14 protein-coding genes, 1 tRNA gene and 1 riboswitch are annotated in these 16,715 nt (G+C 69.9%); of the genes, 11 read left to right on the forward strand and 4 right to left on the reverse strand.

Going from position 1 to position 16,715, the window contains the following annotated elements:
- Positions 1-2: 2 nt before the first annotated feature.
- On the reverse strand, positions 3-1,304 hold the full coding sequence (locus AB6807_RS07140; protein WP_371084021.1) for an aspartate aminotransferase family protein: 1,302 nt from the start codon (positions 1,302-1,304) through the stop codon (positions 3-5).
- Between the two features lie 140 nt (positions 1,305-1,444).
- On the opposite strand from AB6807_RS07140, the gene AB6807_RS07145 reads away from it, so the two are divergent.
- The gene (locus AB6807_RS07145) at positions 1,445-2,185 is read left to right on the forward strand and encodes a TetR/AcrR family transcriptional regulator (protein ID WP_116907852.1); all 741 of its coding nucleotides are present in this window, start codon (positions 1,445-1,447) and stop codon (positions 2,183-2,185) included.
- Here the strand turns inward: AB6807_RS07145 and AB6807_RS07150 are convergent.
- Positions 2,172-3,146, reverse strand: a complete 975-nt coding sequence (locus AB6807_RS07150) for a LysR family transcriptional regulator (protein ID WP_371084022.1) — start codon at positions 3,144-3,146, stop codon at positions 2,172-2,174. The genes AB6807_RS07145 and AB6807_RS07150 overlap by 14 nt on opposite strands.
- An 84-nt stretch (positions 3,147-3,230) precedes the next feature.
- Here AB6807_RS07150 and AB6807_RS07155 point away from each other — a divergent pair, with 84 nt between their 5' ends.
- Genes AB6807_RS07155 through AB6807_RS07165 form a run of 3 tightly spaced genes read left to right on the forward strand, consistent with a single transcriptional unit; the run spans position 3,231 to position 6,507 of the window.
- Positions 3,231-4,289 carry a Bug family tripartite tricarboxylate transporter substrate binding protein gene (locus AB6807_RS07155; RefSeq protein ID WP_371084023.1) on the forward strand — a complete coding sequence of 353 codons (1,059 nt, stop codon included), beginning with the start codon at positions 3,231-3,233 and terminating at the stop codon, positions 4,287-4,289.
- Entirely contained in the window at positions 4,286-5,518 is a 1,233-nt protein-coding gene (locus AB6807_RS07160) for a Rieske 2Fe-2S domain-containing protein (protein ID WP_371084024.1), read from the forward strand. Before AB6807_RS07155 ends, AB6807_RS07160 begins: the two co-directional genes overlap by 4 nt.
- Complete coding sequence (locus tag AB6807_RS07165) at positions 5,515-6,507, forward strand: 2Fe-2S iron-sulfur cluster-binding protein (protein WP_371084025.1); 993 nt, start codon at positions 5,515-5,517, stop codon at positions 6,505-6,507. The genes AB6807_RS07160 and AB6807_RS07165 overlap by 4 nt, the downstream gene beginning before the upstream one ends.
- Here AB6807_RS07165 and AB6807_RS07170 read toward each other — a convergent pair.
- Complete coding sequence (locus AB6807_RS07170) at positions 6,481-8,355, reverse strand: adenylate/guanylate cyclase domain-containing protein (protein ID WP_371084026.1); 1,875 nt, start codon at positions 8,353-8,355, stop codon at positions 6,481-6,483. The two genes, AB6807_RS07165 and AB6807_RS07170, sit on opposite strands and share 27 nt — an antisense overlap.
- Before the next feature lie 223 nt (positions 8,356-8,578).
- A riboswitch (TPP riboswitch) is annotated at positions 8,579-8,679 on the forward strand.
- An 87-nt stretch (positions 8,680-8,766) separates the two neighbouring features.
- Here AB6807_RS07170 and AB6807_RS07175 point away from each other — a divergent pair.
- Positions 8,767-10,122, forward strand: a complete 1,356-nt coding sequence (locus AB6807_RS07175; RefSeq protein WP_371084027.1) for a cytosine permease — start codon at positions 8,767-8,769, stop codon at positions 10,120-10,122.
- On the opposite strand, the gene thiD is transcribed toward AB6807_RS07175, so the two are convergent.
- The gene (gene thiD, locus AB6807_RS07180) at positions 10,076-10,915 is read right to left on the reverse strand and encodes a bifunctional hydroxymethylpyrimidine kinase/phosphomethylpyrimidine kinase (protein ID WP_116907465.1); all 840 of its coding nucleotides are present in this window, start codon (positions 10,913-10,915) and stop codon (positions 10,076-10,078) included. The genes AB6807_RS07175 and thiD overlap by 47 nt on opposite strands.
- Positions 10,916-11,058: 143 nt before the next feature.
- Here thiD and AB6807_RS07185 point away from each other — a divergent pair, with 143 nt between their 5' ends.
- From AB6807_RS07185 to AB6807_RS07210, 6 genes are all read left to right on the forward strand, one after another.
- Positions 11,059-12,150: an FAD-dependent oxidoreductase gene (locus AB6807_RS07185; RefSeq protein ID WP_371084028.1), complete on the forward strand. Its 1,092-nt coding sequence runs from the start codon at positions 11,059-11,061 to the stop codon at positions 12,148-12,150.
- Positions 12,147-12,350: a sulfur carrier protein ThiS gene (gene thiS / locus AB6807_RS07190; RefSeq protein ID WP_371084029.1), complete on the forward strand. Its 204-nt coding sequence runs from the start codon at positions 12,147-12,149 to the stop codon at positions 12,348-12,350. The genes AB6807_RS07185 and thiS overlap by 4 nt, the downstream gene beginning before the upstream one ends.
- Before the next feature lie 18 nt (positions 12,351-12,368).
- Positions 12,369-13,214, forward strand: a complete 846-nt coding sequence (locus tag AB6807_RS07195; protein ID WP_371084030.1) for a thiazole synthase — start codon at positions 12,369-12,371, stop codon at positions 13,212-13,214.
- Positions 13,211-14,158: a thiamine phosphate synthase gene (locus AB6807_RS07200; protein ID WP_371084031.1), complete on the forward strand. Its 948-nt coding sequence runs from the start codon at positions 13,211-13,213 to the stop codon at positions 14,156-14,158. The genes AB6807_RS07195 and AB6807_RS07200 overlap by 4 nt, the downstream gene beginning before the upstream one ends.
- Before the next feature lie 5 nt (positions 14,159-14,163).
- On the forward strand, positions 14,164-16,326 hold the full coding sequence (locus AB6807_RS07205) for a TonB-dependent siderophore receptor (protein ID WP_371084032.1): 2,163 nt from the start codon (positions 14,164-14,166) through the stop codon (positions 16,324-16,326).
- A gap of 83 nt (positions 16,327-16,409) precedes the next feature.
- Positions 16,410-16,485 (forward strand) — tRNA-Asn (locus tag AB6807_RS07210).
- Positions 16,486-16,715 lie beyond the last annotated feature (230 nt).

Here is a 16,715-nt window from a genome sequence, read left to right on the forward strand (position 1 = left end):
CGTCAGGCCCGGGGCAACAAGGCTCCGTAGACGTCAATGAAGCCGGCGATGGCGGCGACGAAGCGGTCGATGTCCGCATCGGTCACCGGCAGCGACAGCACCACGAACCCGCGCGGCGAGGCATAGATGCCCTGCGCCAGCAGGTGGAAGAACAGCAGCTGGCGCAGCCGCCCGTCCACCGCAGCCAGGTCTTCCGAACGCACCACATCGCCCTTCACGAAATGCGCGTTCATCAACGAGCCCAGGCCGGTGAACTGCAGCGCCACGCCCTTCTCTTCGCACAGCGCGTTCAGCCGCGCGCGCATCGACTCGCCACGCGCGGCCAGTGCCCCGGCGGCTTCCGGCGGAAACAGCTTGGTGAGCCCCGCGTAGCCGGCCGCCATCGTCATCACGTTGTTGTTGAAGGTGCCTGAGTGCGCCAAAGGCCCGGTGCGCGGGTCGAACAGCGCCATCACGTCCGCGCGTCCACCGAACGCCCCGAAGGACATGCCGCCGCCGATGTACTTGCCCAGCGTGGTCAGGTCCGAGCGAACGCCCAGCTGGTTGGCCAGCCCGTGCGGCGCCAGTCGCGAGGTCATGACCTCGTCGAACACCAGCAGCGCCCCCACGCGCGTGGCCGATTCGCGCAGCGCCTGCAGGAACCCGGGCCGGCCCGGAATGCAGCCGCTGGCGCCCTGCATCGGCTCGACCAGCACGGCCGCCACCTCGGCGCCGAACTGGTCGATCTGCTCGCGCGCCGCCTGCGCGTCGTTGTAGGGCAGCACCACGAAGTCGAACGGCACGGTCGTCGGCAGCGGCTTGGCGCCGAAGCCCAGCACGCCGCCGTGGTAGCCGCCGGCGAACACCACGATCTTGCGGCGCCCCGTGAAGTGCAGCGCCGCGGTGAGCGCCATCAGGTTGGCCTCGGTGCCCGAGTTGGTGAAGCGCAGCTGCTCGATCTGCGGAAACCGCTCGCAGATGAGCCTGGCCAGCCGGCCTTCGAGCAGGTTGTGGCCCGTGAGGTTGATGCCGCTCTTCATGGCCTCGACGACGGCGTCGCGGATTTCGGGCGCCGAGTGGCCGTAGACGCCGGCCGTGTACTCGGCGATGAAGTCGGCGTAGCGGTGGCCGTCGGCGTCCCACAGCGTGGCGCCCTCCCCCTTGGCGATGGTCAGCGGGAACGGGGCATAGAACAGCACCGAGCGGCTGTTGGCGCCGGGCATGTAGCGCGCCTGCTCGTCGAACTGGCGGCGGCTGGCAGGGTTGCTGTCGGCGAAGCGCTGGTGGGCTTCGGCCAGGGCCTGGTCGATGGTGGCATGGGTCATGGCAAATGGGCTCCGGGCAAAGTTGATACAGGCAAGTCGATACAAGCAAGCTCGTGCAGTCCATCGATCAACGTTTAAATTGATCGATGCTCAATTAATATTATTTATACAGCCAATTCAGCTGCCGCACAATGCAGCCGATGCCCACCCCCGCCAAGAAGAAAGCCCCGCCCAAGACCGCGGGCCGCCCCGCCGGCGGCGCCGCGCTGACCAAGCAGCGCATCGCCGAAGCCGCGCTCGCGCAGATCGACGAACTCGGCCTCGGCGCCTTCAGCATGCGCGAGCTCGCGGCCCGGCTCGAGGTGTACCCGGCCACGGTGCACTGGCACGTGAGCACGCGCGAGGCGCTGCTGGCCGAGGTGGCCGCCACCGTCATGGCGCAGGTGGCGCCTCCCTCCGGCAAGCTGGCCTGGCAGGCGTGGATCGCCGAGCTGTTCCGCCGCTGCCGCGCCGCCGTGCGCCAGCACCCGAACGTGGCGCAGCTGCTGGGCGCGCAACTGGTGTCCAACGGCAGCCTGCCGATCGAACTGGTCGAGGGCGTGCTGGCTGCGTTGACCGAAGCCGGCTTCGAAGGCGAGCCCCTGCTGGAGGCCTACAACTGCGTGATCGCGGCCATGCTGGGCTTCCTGACGATGGAGTTCTCGCCCCTGCCCGCCGACAACACGCAGGCCTGGGCCGAAGAGCTGCGCGAGCGCGTGCACACCATTCGCCCGCTCGACCACCCGGTGCTCACGCGCAACCTGCCGCTGCTGGCCAACAAGGCCTTCATCCTGCGCTGGGACAACGGCAGCACCGTGCCGCTGGACAGCAGCTTCGAGCGCCACGTGCAGATGACCATCGACGGGCTGGAGGCGTTCGCGCGCCGCGTCAGGCCCGGCTGAGGTCCCCCGCGACAGCGGCTGCGTCAGCAGTGGCGCCAGCGCCGATGGCGTCCGCGCCGCGCCCGATGCGCAGCAGCGCGTCCTTCAGCCACAGCACGCCCTGGTCGGAGTTGGCGCGCCGGTTCCAGCACACCACCGAGCGGTAGCCCTGCAGCTCGAACGGCAGCGGGTGCACCGCGAGCACGTCGCGAAAGCGGTCGGCCACGCGCAGCGGCATCACCGCCACATGGTCGGTCTGCGCCAGCAAGTCGACGATCTGCCCGAAGCTGGTCATGGCCACGCTCATGGTGCGCGTGTGCCCCAGCCGCGCCAGCACCTGGTCGATGAGATCGTCCAGCGCCGAACTGCCGTAGCCCAGGAACACATGCGGCGCGGCGCAGAAAGCGGCAAGCGTCGCGGCCTGCGCCATCGTCGGGTGGCCGCGCCGCACGGCGACCACGTAGCGGTCTTCGTACAGCAGCGCGGATTCGCAGTCGCTCGGCGGCTGCAGGCGCGGCAGCACGGCAATGTCGAAATCGCCCTTGCGCAGGCGCTCGGTCAGCGTGAGGAACGAGCTGGTCTCCCAGTAGATTCGCACACGCGAGCCGCACGCCACCAGCTCGTTGGCAAGCGTGGGCAGCAGCAGATGGCTGGCGTAGTCGCCACCCGAGATGCGAAAGATGCGCTGCGACGCCGCCGGGTCGAAGCCCTCGCCCGGCTCCAGCATGGCCGACAGGTCGGCCAGCACGCGCTCCACCTGCCCGGCCAGCGCCTGCGCGCGCGCCGTGGGCTCCACGCCGTGCGCGGTGCGCGTGAACAGCGGATCGTCGAAGGTTTCGCGCAGGCGGTTGAGCGACGCGCTCACCGCCGGCTGGCTCAGGAAGAGCCGCGTGGCCGCGCGCGACACGCTGCGCTCGCGCATCAGGGCATCGAAGGTGCGCAGCATGCCGACGTCGAGGCTGCGGATATCACGTTGGGCCATATCTCATATCCAAAGCTTCGAATTGCCCGTGGGGCGGGCTGTACGTATCGTCGAGCGCACAAGTACAACACGACTGGAGACACGATGAATCGGTTCAGACCCTCGCCGCACGAGGGGGCCATGCACAGCCCCATGCGCAACCCCACGCGCGACCTCACAAGCGACCCCTCGCGCCGCCACGTGCTCGGCATCGTCGGCGCCGGCCTTGCCGCGCTGGCCGCCGGCCCCGCCTTCGCGCAGCCCGCACACTTCCCCAGCCGCGTGGTGCGCATCGTGCCCTTCGGCTCGCCCGGCGGGCCGATGGACGTCATCGCGCGCATCTACGCCGAGAAGCTCAAGACGCGCTGGAACCAGCCGGTGATCGTCGAGGCCAAGCCCGGCGCGAGCGGCACCATTGCCGCCGACACCGTCGCCAAGGCGCAGCCCGACGGCTACACCGTGCTGCTCACGCTGCCGCTCACGCACATCAACAACGTGGTGCTGCAGCCCCGGCTGCCGTACGACCCGGTGAAAGATTTCGAGCCGCTGTCGCAACTGGCCACCGGCGGGCCGATGCTGATCGCGCGGGCCTCCGCGCCGTTCTCGAACGTGCGCGAGTTCGTGGCCTACGCCAAGGCGCACCCGGGCGTTTCGTATGGCACCTGGGGCAACGGCTCCAACGCGCACCTGTTCGGCGAACTGCTGGCGCGCCAGGGCGGCATCGACCTGGTGCACGTGCCCTACAAGGCCGAGGCCGCGGCGCACAACGACATGTTCGGCGAGGCGCTGGGCGTGGCCTGGGCCAACCCGGCCACGGCGCGCGCGCTGGCGCAGTCGGGCCGCATCAAGGTGCTGGGCATCACCGGCCGCCAGCGCGTGCGCTCGATGCCCAACGTGCCCACCTTCACCGAGCAGGGCTTTGCGGGCTTCGACCTCGACAGCTGGATCGGGGTGTACGCGCCCGCGAAAACGCCGCAACCCGTGCTCGACGAATGGTCCACCGCGCTGCGCGAGATCACGAAGATGCCCGACGTCCAGGAGCGCCTGGCGGGCTTCGGCTTCGAGCCCCTGGGCAGCACGCCCGCCGAGTTCCGGGCCAACTACAAGGCCGACTTTCCCCGCGTCGCGGACCTGATCAAGGCCGCAGGAGTCACCCCCGAATGAGCGCCGTCGTACCGCCCCATGCGTCCACCGCCGCCAGCGACTGGCAACCCGTCGCCTTCGACACCGGCACCGCCTATGGCCGCAAGCCGCCGAGCCACAAACCCGAGCTGACCGAGGTCGGTGCGGGCACGCCCATGGGCGAGCTGCTGCGCCGCTACTGGCACCCCATCGGCCTGGCCGCCGACGCCACCGACACGCCGCGACAGGTGCGCGTGCTGGGCGAAGACCTGATCCTGTTCCGCGACAAGACCGGCCGGCCGGGCCTGGTGCACTGGCGCTGCGCGCACCGCGGCGCCTCGCTCTACTACGGGCGCGTGGAAGAAGAAGGCATCCGCTGCTGCTACCACGGCTGGATGTTCGACGTGCAGGGCCACTGCGTCGACCAGCCCTGCGAACCCGACGGCGGCGCGCGCGGCCGGGGCCGCGTGCGCCAGCCCTGGTACCCGGTGCAGGAGCAGTACGGCCTGGTGTGGGCCTACCTGGGCCCGGCCGAGAAGAAGCCGGTGCTGCCGCGCTACGACTGCCTGGAAACCATGGACGAAGGCGAGACGCTGGAGGCCGACGGCAACAGCATCGGCGGCGGCGGGCCGCAGGTCATTCCGTGCAACTGGCTGCAGCACTACGAGAACGTGGCCGACCCCTTTCACGTGCCGGTGCTGCACGGCAGCTTCAGCGGCACGCAGTTCGTGGCGCTCATGGGCCAGATGCCCGACGTGAGCTTCGAGAGCACCGAGAACGGCGTCACGATCACCTCGCTGCGCACGCTGGAAGACGGCACCGTCTTCCGCCGCGTCGCCGGCCCCGTGCTGCCCACGCTGCGCGTGGTGCCCAACCCGCGCGTGGCGGCCTACGGGCGGGTGGAATCCATCGGCTGGGTGCTGCCCATCGACGACCACAGCTTTCGCATCTACACCGTGGGCCGGGTGAAGAACCCCGGCGACCTGGCGCGCGTGCGCTCGCGGCTGAACGGCAAGCTGTGGGAAGAACTGAGCGAGGCCGAGCACCGCGCGTTCCCGGGCGACTACGAGGCACAGGTGAGCCAGGGCGCGATCACCGCGCATTCGGAAGAGCACCTGGCCTCGTCGGACCGCGGCATCGTCATGCTGCGCCGGCTGCTGCAGCGCCAGCTCGATGCGCTGCGCGAAGGCCGCGACCCGGCCGGCGTGAGCTTCGACCCCGCGGCGCCCCCCGTGCACTTCGAGGCCGGCAACTTCCTCGTGCGCGAATGAGCGCGACCGCCGCCGCAGCCATCGCCGTGCGGGTGGCGCGCAAGACGCACGAGGCCGAAGGCGTGGCGGGCTTCCGGCTGGTGGCGGTCGATGGCGCGCGGCTGCCGGCCTTTGCGCCGGGCGCGCACATCGACGTCGTGCTGCCGGGTGGGCTGGTGCGCCAGTACTCGCTGTGCAACGAGCCGGCACACGAGGCGCAAGACGCTCAAGACATGCACTACGAAATCGGCGTGCTGCGCGACGCGCGCTCGCGCGGCGGCTCGCTCGCGCTTCACGACGCGGTGCACGAAGGCGAGGTGCTGCGCATCAGCGCGCCGCGCAACCACTTTCCGCTCGACGAAAGCGCCACGCACAGCCTGCTGCTGGCCGGCGGCATCGGCGTGACGCCGCTGCTGTCGATGGCGCAGCGCCTGGCCGCGCTGCAGGCCGACTTCGCCCTGCACTGCTGCAGCCGCACCGTCGCGCGCGCGCCCTACCGGCGGCGGCTCGAGGCCAGCGCGTTCGCCCACCGCGTGTTCTTCCACCACGACGACGGCCCGGCCGCGCAGCGCATGGACCTGGCCGCGACCATCGGCCAGCCGGCGCGCGGCAAGCACCTGTACGTGTGCGGGCCGCAAGGCTTCCTGGACGCAGTGCGTGCCACCGCGCGCGACTTGCATTGGCCCGATGCGCAAGTGCACTTCGAGTACTTCGGCGGTGTGCTGCCGGTAGACGACGCGCAAGGCAGCTTCGAGGTCGAGCTGCGCAGCTCGGGGCGCGTCGTGCGCGTGCCGCAAGCGCTCAGCGTGGTGGACGCGCTCGCGGCCGAAGGCATCGACATTCCGGTGTCGTGCGCGCAAGGGGTGTGCGGCACCTGCCTCACGCGCGTGCTCGCGGGCGAAGTCGCGCACAACGACCTCTACCTGACCCCGGCCGAGCAGGCGGCCAACGACCAGTTCCTGCCCTGCTGCTCGCGGGCACGGTCAGCGCGGCTGGTGCTCGATCTCTAGCAGCTCGTAGAGCACCATGCGCGTCTGGCGGCCGCGCAGCTCGATCATCTCCTCGATGCGGCGCGCGGCAACGCGCCCGCCGAGCGCCGCGAAGGTGGCTTCGGAAATCAGCGTGCGCGTGCCCAGGTCCTTGTTGGCGCCCTCGATGCGGCTCGCCACGTTGATCACGTCGCCCACCGCGGTGTACGAAAGCCGGTCGCTCGAGCCCAGCACGCCGGCGATGACCAGCCCGGTGTGGATGCCGATGCGCGTGCGGAACTCGCGCAGGCCCTGGCTGCGCCAGCTGGCGTTGAGCTGGTTCATTTCAGCGTGCAGCTCCAGCGCCGCGACGCAGGCGCGGTACTCCGCGTCTTCCAGGTCGGCCGGTGCGCCCCATAGCACCATGATGCCGTCGCCCATGTACTTGTCGACCACGCCGCCGTGCCGCGCGAAGATGCGCGCCGCCAGGTTGAAGTATTCGGTGAGCTGCTTCACCAGCACGTCGGCATCGAGCGACTCCGAGATGGACGTGAAGCCTTCCACGTCGGTGAACATGGCCGTGATGCGGCGCGGCGCGCCGCTGGGCGCCAGCGCCTGCCCCTCGGCGACGAGCTGCTTGATGATGTCCACCGGCACGAACTTGCTGAAGGCCTTCAGGCTGCGCGCCGACTCGTCCAGCGCCTGGTTGAGATGCTGTATCTCCAGCACGCGGCTGGCCTCCAGCGGCAGGTTGTCGAGCTCCAGCCGGCCGATGCGCCGCGCCACGCGCGACAGGTTCTCGATGGGCCGGGTGACCAGCTTCGACAGCCGCAGCGAAATGAACAGCGCCACCGCCAGGAACGCGAACGTGAGCAGCAGCGCCCACAGCACCGTGCGCTGCAGGTCGCCCAGCAGCAGGTCTTCGCTCTCCCAGCTCACCAGCTGCCACCTGGTCGACGGAACGTGCGAGGTCTGCACCAGGTAGCGCCGGCCCTGGTGCTCGATGGAGAAGGCCATATCGTCCACGCCGCCCGCCGTGCCGGCCGCCAGCATGTGGGCATGCAGCGCGCCGAGCACGCCGTCGTCGGTGTCGGGCGACTCCAGCTGGCGCACCACACGGGGCTGGTCGCTGCGCGCGAGCACGTGGTGGTCGGCGCTCAGCAAGGCGCTTTCGCCATGGCCCAGTTCACCGAACACGCGCACCAGCTTCGACAGGTGGCCGAGCGACACGTTCGCGGCCACCACCATGTGCTGCGTGCGGCCCTCGTCGTCGAGACGGCCGGCGGGCAATGCATGGCTGATCGCCAGCTCCCGCGCGGCGGCCGAGAGAAAGGGCGCGGTCCACGTCGGGCCCTTGGCCTTCAGGGCGTCCACGAACCAGGTGCGCTGCGTGGGGTCGTAGTCGCTGCGGTAGGCGGCGATGTGGGTGGTGGCAAAACGCTGCCTGGCGTCGCCGCCTTCGGAATCGGGCGAGCGCTTGTATTGCCAGGTCTCGGTGCTGAAGGCCGGCCCGCGCAGCACCTGGCGAAGGGCCGGCGCCGGGTAGCGCATCGCCGAGACCAGGTGGCCGTCGTCGGTGGCCACGTTCAGGCTGTCGAGCTCGGGGGTCTGCTCCAGCAGCGTCCAGAGCATTTCGGCGGTCTGCTCGCCGTCTTCCCCGGCCGCGTGCAGGCTGGGCGAATCGCCGATGGAGCGCATCACCGCCTCGGTCTTCGCGAGAAACGCGAGCACGTTGTCTTCCACGCGGTCGTGGTTGATCTTGTGCGCGGCCGTGCCCACCTTCGACACCAGCCGCTCGACCGCCCAGTACCCCAGCGCCACCAGCAGCAGCGACTGCACCAGCGCGACGGCGCAGACGATGGTGCCGACGTCGACACGGAAACGGCGCATGCGGGTGCGTGTGAAATCGTCTGGCATACGGGCCCTGGCTCCTCTTCGCGCGCGGCGTGGCGCGCGCCCTCGTTCTTTTTCTTCCCTCGGGCGATTCTGCTTGCAGTTTGTAAGGAATGGTTCGGCGGGCGCGGCCGGGTTTGTACGCCCCCGAAAAGCCACGCCCGGCGTTGCGGGCTCAGCGCAGCGGATAAACTCCGCCCTGCGCCGAGGTTCACCACGGCGCACTTGCTAGGGGTGCTGGGCTGCTTGCGGTCCGGCTGAGAAAGTCCCTTTGAACCTGATTGAGGTAATCCTCGCGCAGGGAAGCTGGTCCGGTGACCTCTCTCGCTCTCTCGTGTTTTCCAACGCGTGACGGCCGCGCCACCCGGGCCCCGCCCACCTGCCAAACCTTTGCACTGGAGCAAACGGATGGCATTCGACGACAACGGCAACAACAACGAGGCACTGACACCGCTGCCCGCGTCGCAGCGCGTGTTCGGCTGGCACGACCACGCCTCGCTCTGGTTCAGCCTGGGCGTGGGCCTGCTGGTGATGCAGATCGGCGCGTACCTGGTGCCGGCGGTGGGCACGCGCGACGCGGCCATCGCCATCGTGCTGGGCTCCTGCCTGGGCGCCGGGTTGCTGGCCTGGACAGCGCGCCTGGGCTGCGAAAGCGGACTGGCCAGCGCCGGGCTGATGCACGCGACGTACGGCAGCGCCTTCGCGCGGCTGCCGGTGCTTTTGAACATCGTGCAGCTGGTGGGCTGGACCACCTTCGAGCTGGTGGTCATGCGCGAGGGCACGCAGGCCATCGGCCAGTCGGTGTTCGTTGCCGCCATCGCCACCACCTGGGGCGGCGTGCTGACCACGCTGCTGTGGGGCGCGGTGCTGCTGGCGCTGCTCGCGGGCTCGATGGTGAAGCTGGTGCGCCGCTTCGTGAGCCGCTTCGGCCTGCCGCTGGTGGTGCTGTCGCTGCTGTGGCTCAGCTGGCAGTTCGCCACGCGGCTGCAGGCCAAGGGGCTGGACGCCTTCTGGGCACGGCCGGGCGACGGCAGCATGGGCATGTTCGGCGCGCTCGACCTGGTCATCGCCATGCCCGTCTCGTGGCTGCCGCTGGTGGCCGACTACGCGCGGCACGGCAAGCGCAACGCCGCAGGCAAAGGCGGCCTGGGCAGCGCCTTCAGCGGCACGTGGATCGGCTACGCGCTGGCCAACGTGTGGTGCTACGCGCTGGGCGTGATGGTGGTGAGCGTGGCCGAGCCGGGCACGGAGCTGGTCATGGCCCTGCTGCTGGCGCAGGGCGGGCTGGTGGCGTTGGGCCTGATCCTGATCGACGAGCTCGACAACGCGTACGGCGATGTGTACTCGGGCTCTGTGTCCACACACAGCCTGTTGCCGCGCTGGAGCGTGAAGCGCTGGGGCCTGCTATTGGCGGCGCTGTGCATCGCGCTGGCGCTGGTACTGCCGATGCACACGCTGGAGCCCTTCCTGCTGATGCTGAGCTCGGTGTTCGTGCCGCTGTACGGCGTGATCATCGGGCGCCTGGGCAGCGGCCGGTCGGTGTCGCTGGCGTCGCCGCGCAAGGTGGACGTGCCGGCGGCGCTGATCTGGATCGCGGGCATCGCCGCCTACCACGCGCTCGCCAAGTGGGCGCCGCAGTTCGGCTCGGCGCTGCCCACGCTGGCCGCGACCTTTGTGCTGGCCTGGCTCAGCCGGCCCAAGCCGGCGGCTATAGAAGCTACAGCGGCAGGCGGCGCGTCGGCACTGGCGCGAAGCCGTGGTTGAGCGGGCCATGGCCGGCACCGACCTGCACGCCCGCACCGGCCGCCATGGCGCCGAGGATGTACGCGCGCGCCTGCGCAACGGCGTCGGGCAGCGTTTCGCCCAGCGCCAGGTGCGCGGCGATGGCCGACGACAGCGTGCAGCCCGTGCCGTGCAGGTTGCGGCTGGCGATGCGCTTCGACGCCAGCCGCTTTCTGTCGCCGCCGGCCTGCAGCAGCACATCGACCACGTCGTCGCCCGGCAGGTGGCCACCCTTGAGCAGCACGCCCTTCGCGCCGAGCGCCAGCAGTTCGTCGGCCGCGGCGTCGAGCGCGTCGATGCCGTCGATGGCATGGCCGATCAGCAGGGCCGCTTCGTCGAGGTTGGGCGTGACGACCAGCGCGCGCGGGAACAGTTCGCGCACCAGCACCTGCACCGTGTCGGCGGCAATCAAGCGGTCGCCGCTGGTGGCGACCATGACGGGGTCGAGCACCACGTTCTTCAGCTGGTAGCGGTCGATGGCCCAGGCCACCACCTCGACCACCTCGGGCGCGTGCAGCATGCCGAGCTTGACGGCGTCGACGCCGATGTCTTCGACCACCGCCTGGATCTGCGCCTTGAGGAATTCGGCCGGCACCCCGTGGATGCCCGAGACGCCCAGCGTGTTCTGCGCGGTGAGCGCGGTGATGGCGGTCATGCCGTAGCAGCCGAGGGCCGCGAAGGTCTTGAGGTCGGCCTGGATGCCGGCGCCGCCGCCGCTGTCGGAGCCGGCGATGGAGAGCACGCGTGCGTAGCGCTGGGTGGGTGCTTGGGTCATGTTGAAAATTATCGGCGACTGTTTCAGCTCTCTCGCTCCCTCCCCCGCTGGGGGAGGGTTGGGGTGGGGGCAAGCGGCGTCTCCCTCGGGCGCTCTGCCTGCCCCCATCCCAGCCTTCCCCCAAAGGGGGAAGGAGCAACACCATGACGCTGCCTTTTCAATCGGCCGCCATCCTGGGCGCGGGCCTCATGGGTCGGCTGCTCGCGGTCACGCTCGCGCGAGCGGGCTGCAAGGTCGACCTGTTCGAAGCCGGCAGTCCGCAGGCCGAAGGCGCGGCCGCGCGCGTGGCCGCCGCCATGCTCGCGCCGCTGGCCGAATCGGCGGTGGCGCCCACATCGGTCGTTCGCATGGGGCAGCACGCGCTGTCGCGCTGGCCCGAGCTGCTCGCGCCGCTGGCGCAGCCCGTGTTCTTCCAGCGCGAAGGCACGCTGGTGCTCTGGCACCGGCAGGACGCCGCCGAAGCCACCCGCCTGGCCCGCGTGCTCGCGACCACCGGCACGCAGGTGCCCGAGCTCGCGCCCATGCAGACGCTCGACGGCCCCGCCATCGCCGCGCTGGAGCCCTCGCTGGGCCAGCGCTTCGCGCAGGGACTCTTCTTGCCGGGTGAAGGCCAGCTCGACAACCGCGCACTGCTCGCCTCGTTGCTCGCCACGCTGCAAGCCGACCCGCGCGTCAGCCTGCACTGGCATTCGCCGCGCGCCCCGTCGGACTTCGCGCCGGGCACGCCGGGCCAGCCCGACTGGCTGGTCGACTGCCGCGGCCTGGGTGCCAAGCCCCAGTGGAACGCGCTGCGCGGCGTGCGTGGCGAAGTCATTCGCGTGCACGCGCCCGAGGTGAGCCTGAAGCGCCCCACCCGGCTCGTGCATCCGCGCTATCCGCTGTACATCGCGCCCAAGCCCGACGGGCTGTTCGTCATCGGCGCGACCGAGATCGAGTCGGACGACATGTCCAGCGCCAGCGTGCGCTCCACGCTCGAACTGCTGAGCGCGGCGTACGCCGTGCACAGCGGTTTCGCGGAAGCGCGCATCGTGGAAATCGCCACGCAATGCCGCCCGACGCTGCCCGACAACCTGCCCGCCATTCGCCAGCCGCAGCCGCGCGTGCTGCAGATCAACGGCCTGTACCGCCACGGTTTCATGATCGCGCCCGCCATGCTCGACGTGGCGATGGAGCTGCTCACGCAGGGCCGCTCGCCCCTCGCCCAAGGCTTCGGCATGGCGGCCGACCTCACATGACGATGAACATCCTGATCAACGACAAGCCCTACGCGCTGCCCGACAACGCGGTGCTGACCGACGCCCTGGCGGCACTGGACGCCACGCCGCCTTTCGCGGTGGCGGTGAACCGCGAGTTCGTGCCGCGCTCGGCCTACGCCGCGCGCGCGCTGCAGCCCGACGACCGCATCGAAGTGATCCGCCCCGTGACGGGCGGCTGAATGATGGAGACGACACCCATGACAACGAACGATCCGCTTGTGCCCAGCGACGCGCTTGTGCCCGGCGACCCGCTTGTGCTCTACGGCGAGACCTTTCAAAGCCGCCTGCTGCTCGGCACCGCGCGCTACCCCTCGCCAGACCTGCTCGAAGCCGCCGTGAAGCGCGCGAAACCCGCGATGCTGACTGCCTCGCTGCGACGCCAGACGGCCAGCCAGGGTTCGGGCAACAGCGAGCTCGGCAACGGCTTCTGGGAGCTTCTGCGCAAGCTCGACGTGCCGGTGCTGCCGAACACCGCCGGCTGCCACAGCGTGCAGGAGGTGGTCGCCACCGCGCAGATGGCGCGCGAGCTGTTCGACACGCCGTGGATCAAGCTCGAGCTCATCGGCGACGACTACACGCTGCAGCCCGACACGCTGAACCTGGTCGATGCCGCCTCGCAGCTGATTCGCGACGGCTTCAAGGTGCTGCCCTATTGCACTGAAGACCTGGTGCTGTGCCAGCGGCTGGTCGACATCGGCTGCCAGGCCGTGATGCCGTGGGCCGCGCCCATCGGCACCGGGCGCGGCCCGATCAACCCCTACGCGCTGCAGGTGCTGCGCGACCGGCTCAAGGTGCCGATGCTCGTCGACGCGGGCCTGGGGCTGCCGTCGCATGCCTGCCAGGTGATGGAGTGGGGCTACGACGGCGTGCTGCTCAACACCGCCGTGGCGCTGGCGCAAGACCCGGTCGCGATGGCCGGCGCCTTCGCCGACGCGGTGCAGGCCGGCCGTGCCGCCCACCGTGCCGGCGCCATGGCCGCGCAGGACGCCGCGCAGCCCAGCACGCCCGTGCTCGGCACGCCCTTCTGGCACCACGCACCATGAGCGCCGCAGCCATCCCGCTCGACGCCCGCGAGGTCGTCCAGGCCATCGTCGCGGCGCACGGGCTGCGCTTCGGCGCCTTCACTTCCGCGCCGGTCAGCGCGCCGGTGTTCTCCTCGGACGACCCGGTCTACCGCGGCGCCAAGCGCGCATGCGCCGCGCTCGGCTTCATCGAGATCGACGCCGAATGCCTGGCCCTGGCCTGGCGCGCGCAAACGCAACGCCTGAGCCACTTCGACGCCACGCTGTGGCCCGACGCGCCGGAAGATTTCGGCATGCGGCCGTTTCCACCGGCCGCGCGCGGCGATGCGTTTCCGCCCTGCCCCGAACGTCTCGGCCTCTACGCGGTGCTGCCGGACGCGCAATGGGTCGGCCGCATGGCGCGCGCCGGCGTGCCGACGGTGCAGCTGCGCTTCAAGTCCGACGACGCCGCGGCCATCGAGCGCGAAGTGCAGGCCGCCGTCGAGGCGGTGCAAGGCACCGGCGCGCTGCTGTTCATCAACGACCACTGGCGCGTCGCCATCGCGGCGGGCGCCTACGGCATCCACCTCGGGCAGGAAGACCTCGACGCGCTCACGCCCGACGAGCTGGCGCAGTTGCGGGCCAGCGGCCTGCGGCTGGGCGTCAGCACGCACGGCTATGCCGAGATGGTGCGCGCCGACCGGGTGAGCCCGAGCTACATCGCGATGGGTGCGGTGTACCCGACCACGCTCAAGAAGATGGCGACCGCGCCACAGGGCGTGGCCCGCCTCGGCGCCTATGCGCGCCTGCTGCGCGGCTACCCGCAGGTGGGCATCGGCGGCATCGATGCCGTGCGGCTGCCCGAAGTACTCGCCACCGGCGTCGGCTCCGTCGCCGTGGTGCGCGCGCTGGTCACGGCCGAAGACCCCGAGGCCACGGCCGCGCAATGGATGGCGGCCCTGCAGGGCGCCGCCGCCAGCAACTGAACACAATGAAGCAAACCAACCTCTCGCCCCTCTCGCGCCTCTCACCCCTGTCGGCCCTGTCGCCGCTTTCGCTCGCCATCGCGGCGACCCTTCTCGCCGCCAGCTGGAGCGCCCAGGCGCAACAAGCCGCGCTGCGCGAAGTCACCGTCAACGACGCGGCCGCCGCGCCGCAGGCCGACATCAGCGGCTTCGGCGACGTGCCGCTGCGCGAGCTGCCGATCTCGGCCACCGTCATCGACAGCAACCAGTTGCGCGCCAGCGGCGCGCGCCGGCTCGCCGACCTCACGCAGTTCGACGCCTCGGTCACCGACGCCTACAACTCCGCCGGCTACTGGGACTACCTGACCGTGCGCGGCTTCGTGCTCGACAACCGCTTCAACTACCGGCGCGAAGGCCTGCCGATCAGCGCGGAAACATCGATTCCGCTGGACAACAAGGAACGCGTGGAAATACTGCGCGGCACCAGCGGCATCCAGGCCGGCACCAGCGCGCCGGGCGGGCTGGTCAACTACGTCGTGAAGCGGCCCACCGAGCAGGACCTGCGCACGGTGCGCATCGAGACCAACAGCCGCGGCAGCGTGCTGGGCGCGCTCGACCTGGGCGGGCGCTTCGGCGAGAACCGCGAGTTCGGCTACCGGCTGAACGTGGCGAGCGAAAACCTGAAGCCGCTCACGCACAACCTGGACGGCAACCGCAACCTGTTCTCGCTGGCGGCCGACTGGCGCATCACGCGCGACTCGGTGCTGGAGTTCGAGGTCGAGCAAAGCCGCAAGACGCAGCCGAGCCAGAACGGCTACAGCCTGCTGGGCAACGTGCTGCCCGCGCCGGTGGACCCGCGCATCAACCTGAACAACCAGCCGTGGTCGCAGCCCTCGGTGTTCAAGGCGCTGACGGGCACCGTGCGCTTCAGCCAGGCGCTGAACGCCGACTGGCGCTGGTCCGCGCAACTAGGGCAGCAGCGCCTGAAGAGCGACGACCGCCTGGCCTACGCCTTTGGTTGCGGCGCCGAAGGCAACTACGACCGCTATTGCTCCGACGGCACCTTCGACGTGTACGACTTTCGCAGCGACAACGAGCGCCGCACGCAAACCGCGGGCAGCCTGAACCTGAAGGGCAACGTGACCACGGGCAGCGTGAAGCACGAGCTGGGCTTCGGGCTGCTGCAAAGCCGCGTGCGCAACCGCTTCGAGAACCAGGCCTACAACTACGCGGGCGTCGGCAACATCTGGGGCACGGCCGTGGTGCCGGCCAACCCCGACGCGACCACGCCGCAGACCAACCGCGACGAGCGCTCGACCGAGCTGTCGGTGCAGGACGCAATCCGCTGGAACGACCGCTTCACCACCTGGCTGGGCGTGCGCCACACGCGGCTGGACCGCAGCAGCATCGGCAACGACGGCTCGGAGCCGACCGGCTACAAGCAAGGCGTGACCACGCCATGGCTGGCGGCCAGCTACGCCGTGCAGCCGGGGCTGCTGGCGTATGCAAGCTGGGGCCAGGGCGTGGAGTCGCAAGTCGTGCCGAACCGCGCGGACCAGTACGGCAACGCCGGGCAGGCCTTGCCGGCGCTGCGATCGCGCCAGTGGGAGCTGGGCCTGAAGGGCGGCACGGATGCATTGAACTGGCAGCTTGCGTACTTCGACATCTCGCGCCCGACGACCAACATCGACCAGTGCGGCGAGTTCTGCGACGTGCGCAACGACGGCCGCGCGGTGCATCGCGGCATCGAAGCGGGCGGGCAATGGAACCAGGGGCCGTGGCGCCTCGGCGGCAGCGTGACGCTGATCGATGCGAAGCGCCGTGACAGCACGGCCAATCCGGCGCTGAACGGCCAGTCGCCCACCAACGTGCCCAAGCAGGTGCTGCGCGCGCAGGCTGCGTATCGGGTCGCGGCGGTGCCGGGCCTCGAGGTGGCGGGACAGCTGTCTTACGAAGGCCGGCGCAACGTGCTGCCCGACGGCTCGGTCACGCTGCCGTCGTGGACGCGCGTCGATGCGGTGCTGCGCTACGACACCAAGCTGCGCGGAGTGAACACGACCTGGACGCTGGCGGTGGACAACCTGTTCGACCGCCGCTACTGGAAGGAGTCGCCCTACCAGTTCAGCCATGTGTATCTGTTTCCGGGTGCGCCGCGCACGCTGCGCCTGGGGTTGACCGTGGCGCTCTAGTCACGGCGGGCGTCGCAAATTTGTCGCGGCGATGTCGCGTGTTCAAGAACGTGCAAAAAATCGCGCTATAATCTAAGGCTTGTTCCTCGATAGCTCAGTTGGTAGAGCGCCGGACTGTTAATCCGTAGGTCCCTGGTTCGAGCCCAGGTCGAGGAGCCAAAACAAACCACCCCGGTGGTTCTTGAATGCCTCGCCACTCTCAAGGTGGCGAGGCATTTTCATTCAAGTGACAGCACACGAAAAAGTGTGTGGCGCAAGAATCAAAAAATCGATGCGTCGATTCAAAATCGGCAAATCCATTGCATATAATTTAAGGCTTGTTCCTCGATAGCTCAGTTGGTAGAGCGCCGGACTGTTAATCCGTAGGTCCCTGGTTCGAGCCCAGGTCG

It is taken from the genome of Variovorax sp. RCC_210 (genome assembly GCF_041355175.1).
Taxonomy (GTDB): Bacteria; Pseudomonadota; Gammaproteobacteria; order Burkholderiales; family Burkholderiaceae_C; genus Variovorax.

What these genes read in the sequence shown, in the direction of transcription:
- thiD (WP_116907465.1), bottom strand. Translation starts at nt 10,915, where the DNA reads ATGACCCAAGCACCCACCCAGCGCTACGCACGCGTGCTCTCCATCGCC.
- AB6807_RS07195 (WP_371084030.1), top strand. Translation starts at nt 12,369, where the DNA reads ATGACAACGAACGATCCGCTTGTGCCCAGCGACGCGCTTGTGCCCGGC.
- thiS (WP_371084029.1), top strand. Translation starts at nt 12,147, where the DNA reads ATGACGATGAACATCCTGATCAACGACAAGCCCTACGCGCTGCCCGAC.
- AB6807_RS07200 (WP_371084031.1), top strand. Translation starts at nt 13,211, where the DNA reads ATGAGCGCCGCAGCCATCCCGCTCGACGCCCGCGAGGTCGTCCAGGCC.
- AB6807_RS07185 (WP_371084028.1), top strand. Translation starts at nt 11,059, where the DNA reads ATGACGCTGCCTTTTCAATCGGCCGCCATCCTGGGCGCGGGCCTCATG.
- AB6807_RS07170 (WP_371084026.1), bottom strand. Translation starts at nt 8,355, where the DNA reads ATGCGCCGTTTCCGTGTCGACGTCGGCACCATCGTCTGCGCCGTCGCG.
- AB6807_RS07140 (WP_371084021.1), bottom strand. Translation starts at nt 1,304, where the DNA reads ATGACCCATGCCACCATCGACCAGGCCCTGGCCGAAGCCCACCAGCGC.
- AB6807_RS07150 (WP_371084022.1), bottom strand. Translation starts at nt 3,146, where the DNA reads ATGGCCCAACGTGATATCCGCAGCCTCGACGTCGGCATGCTGCGCACC.
- AB6807_RS07165 (WP_371084025.1), top strand. Translation starts at nt 5,515, where the DNA reads ATGAGCGCGACCGCCGCCGCAGCCATCGCCGTGCGGGTGGCGCGCAAG.
- AB6807_RS07160 (WP_371084024.1), top strand. Translation starts at nt 4,286, where the DNA reads ATGAGCGCCGTCGTACCGCCCCATGCGTCCACCGCCGCCAGCGACTGG.
- AB6807_RS07205 (WP_371084032.1), top strand. Translation starts at nt 14,164, where the DNA reads ATGAAGCAAACCAACCTCTCGCCCCTCTCGCGCCTCTCACCCCTGTCG.
- AB6807_RS07155 (WP_371084023.1), top strand. Translation starts at nt 3,231, where the DNA reads ATGAATCGGTTCAGACCCTCGCCGCACGAGGGGGCCATGCACAGCCCC.
- AB6807_RS07145 (WP_116907852.1), top strand. Translation starts at nt 1,445, where the DNA reads ATGCCCACCCCCGCCAAGAAGAAAGCCCCGCCCAAGACCGCGGGCCGC.
- AB6807_RS07175 (WP_371084027.1), top strand. Translation starts at nt 8,767, where the DNA reads ATGGCATTCGACGACAACGGCAACAACAACGAGGCACTGACACCGCTG.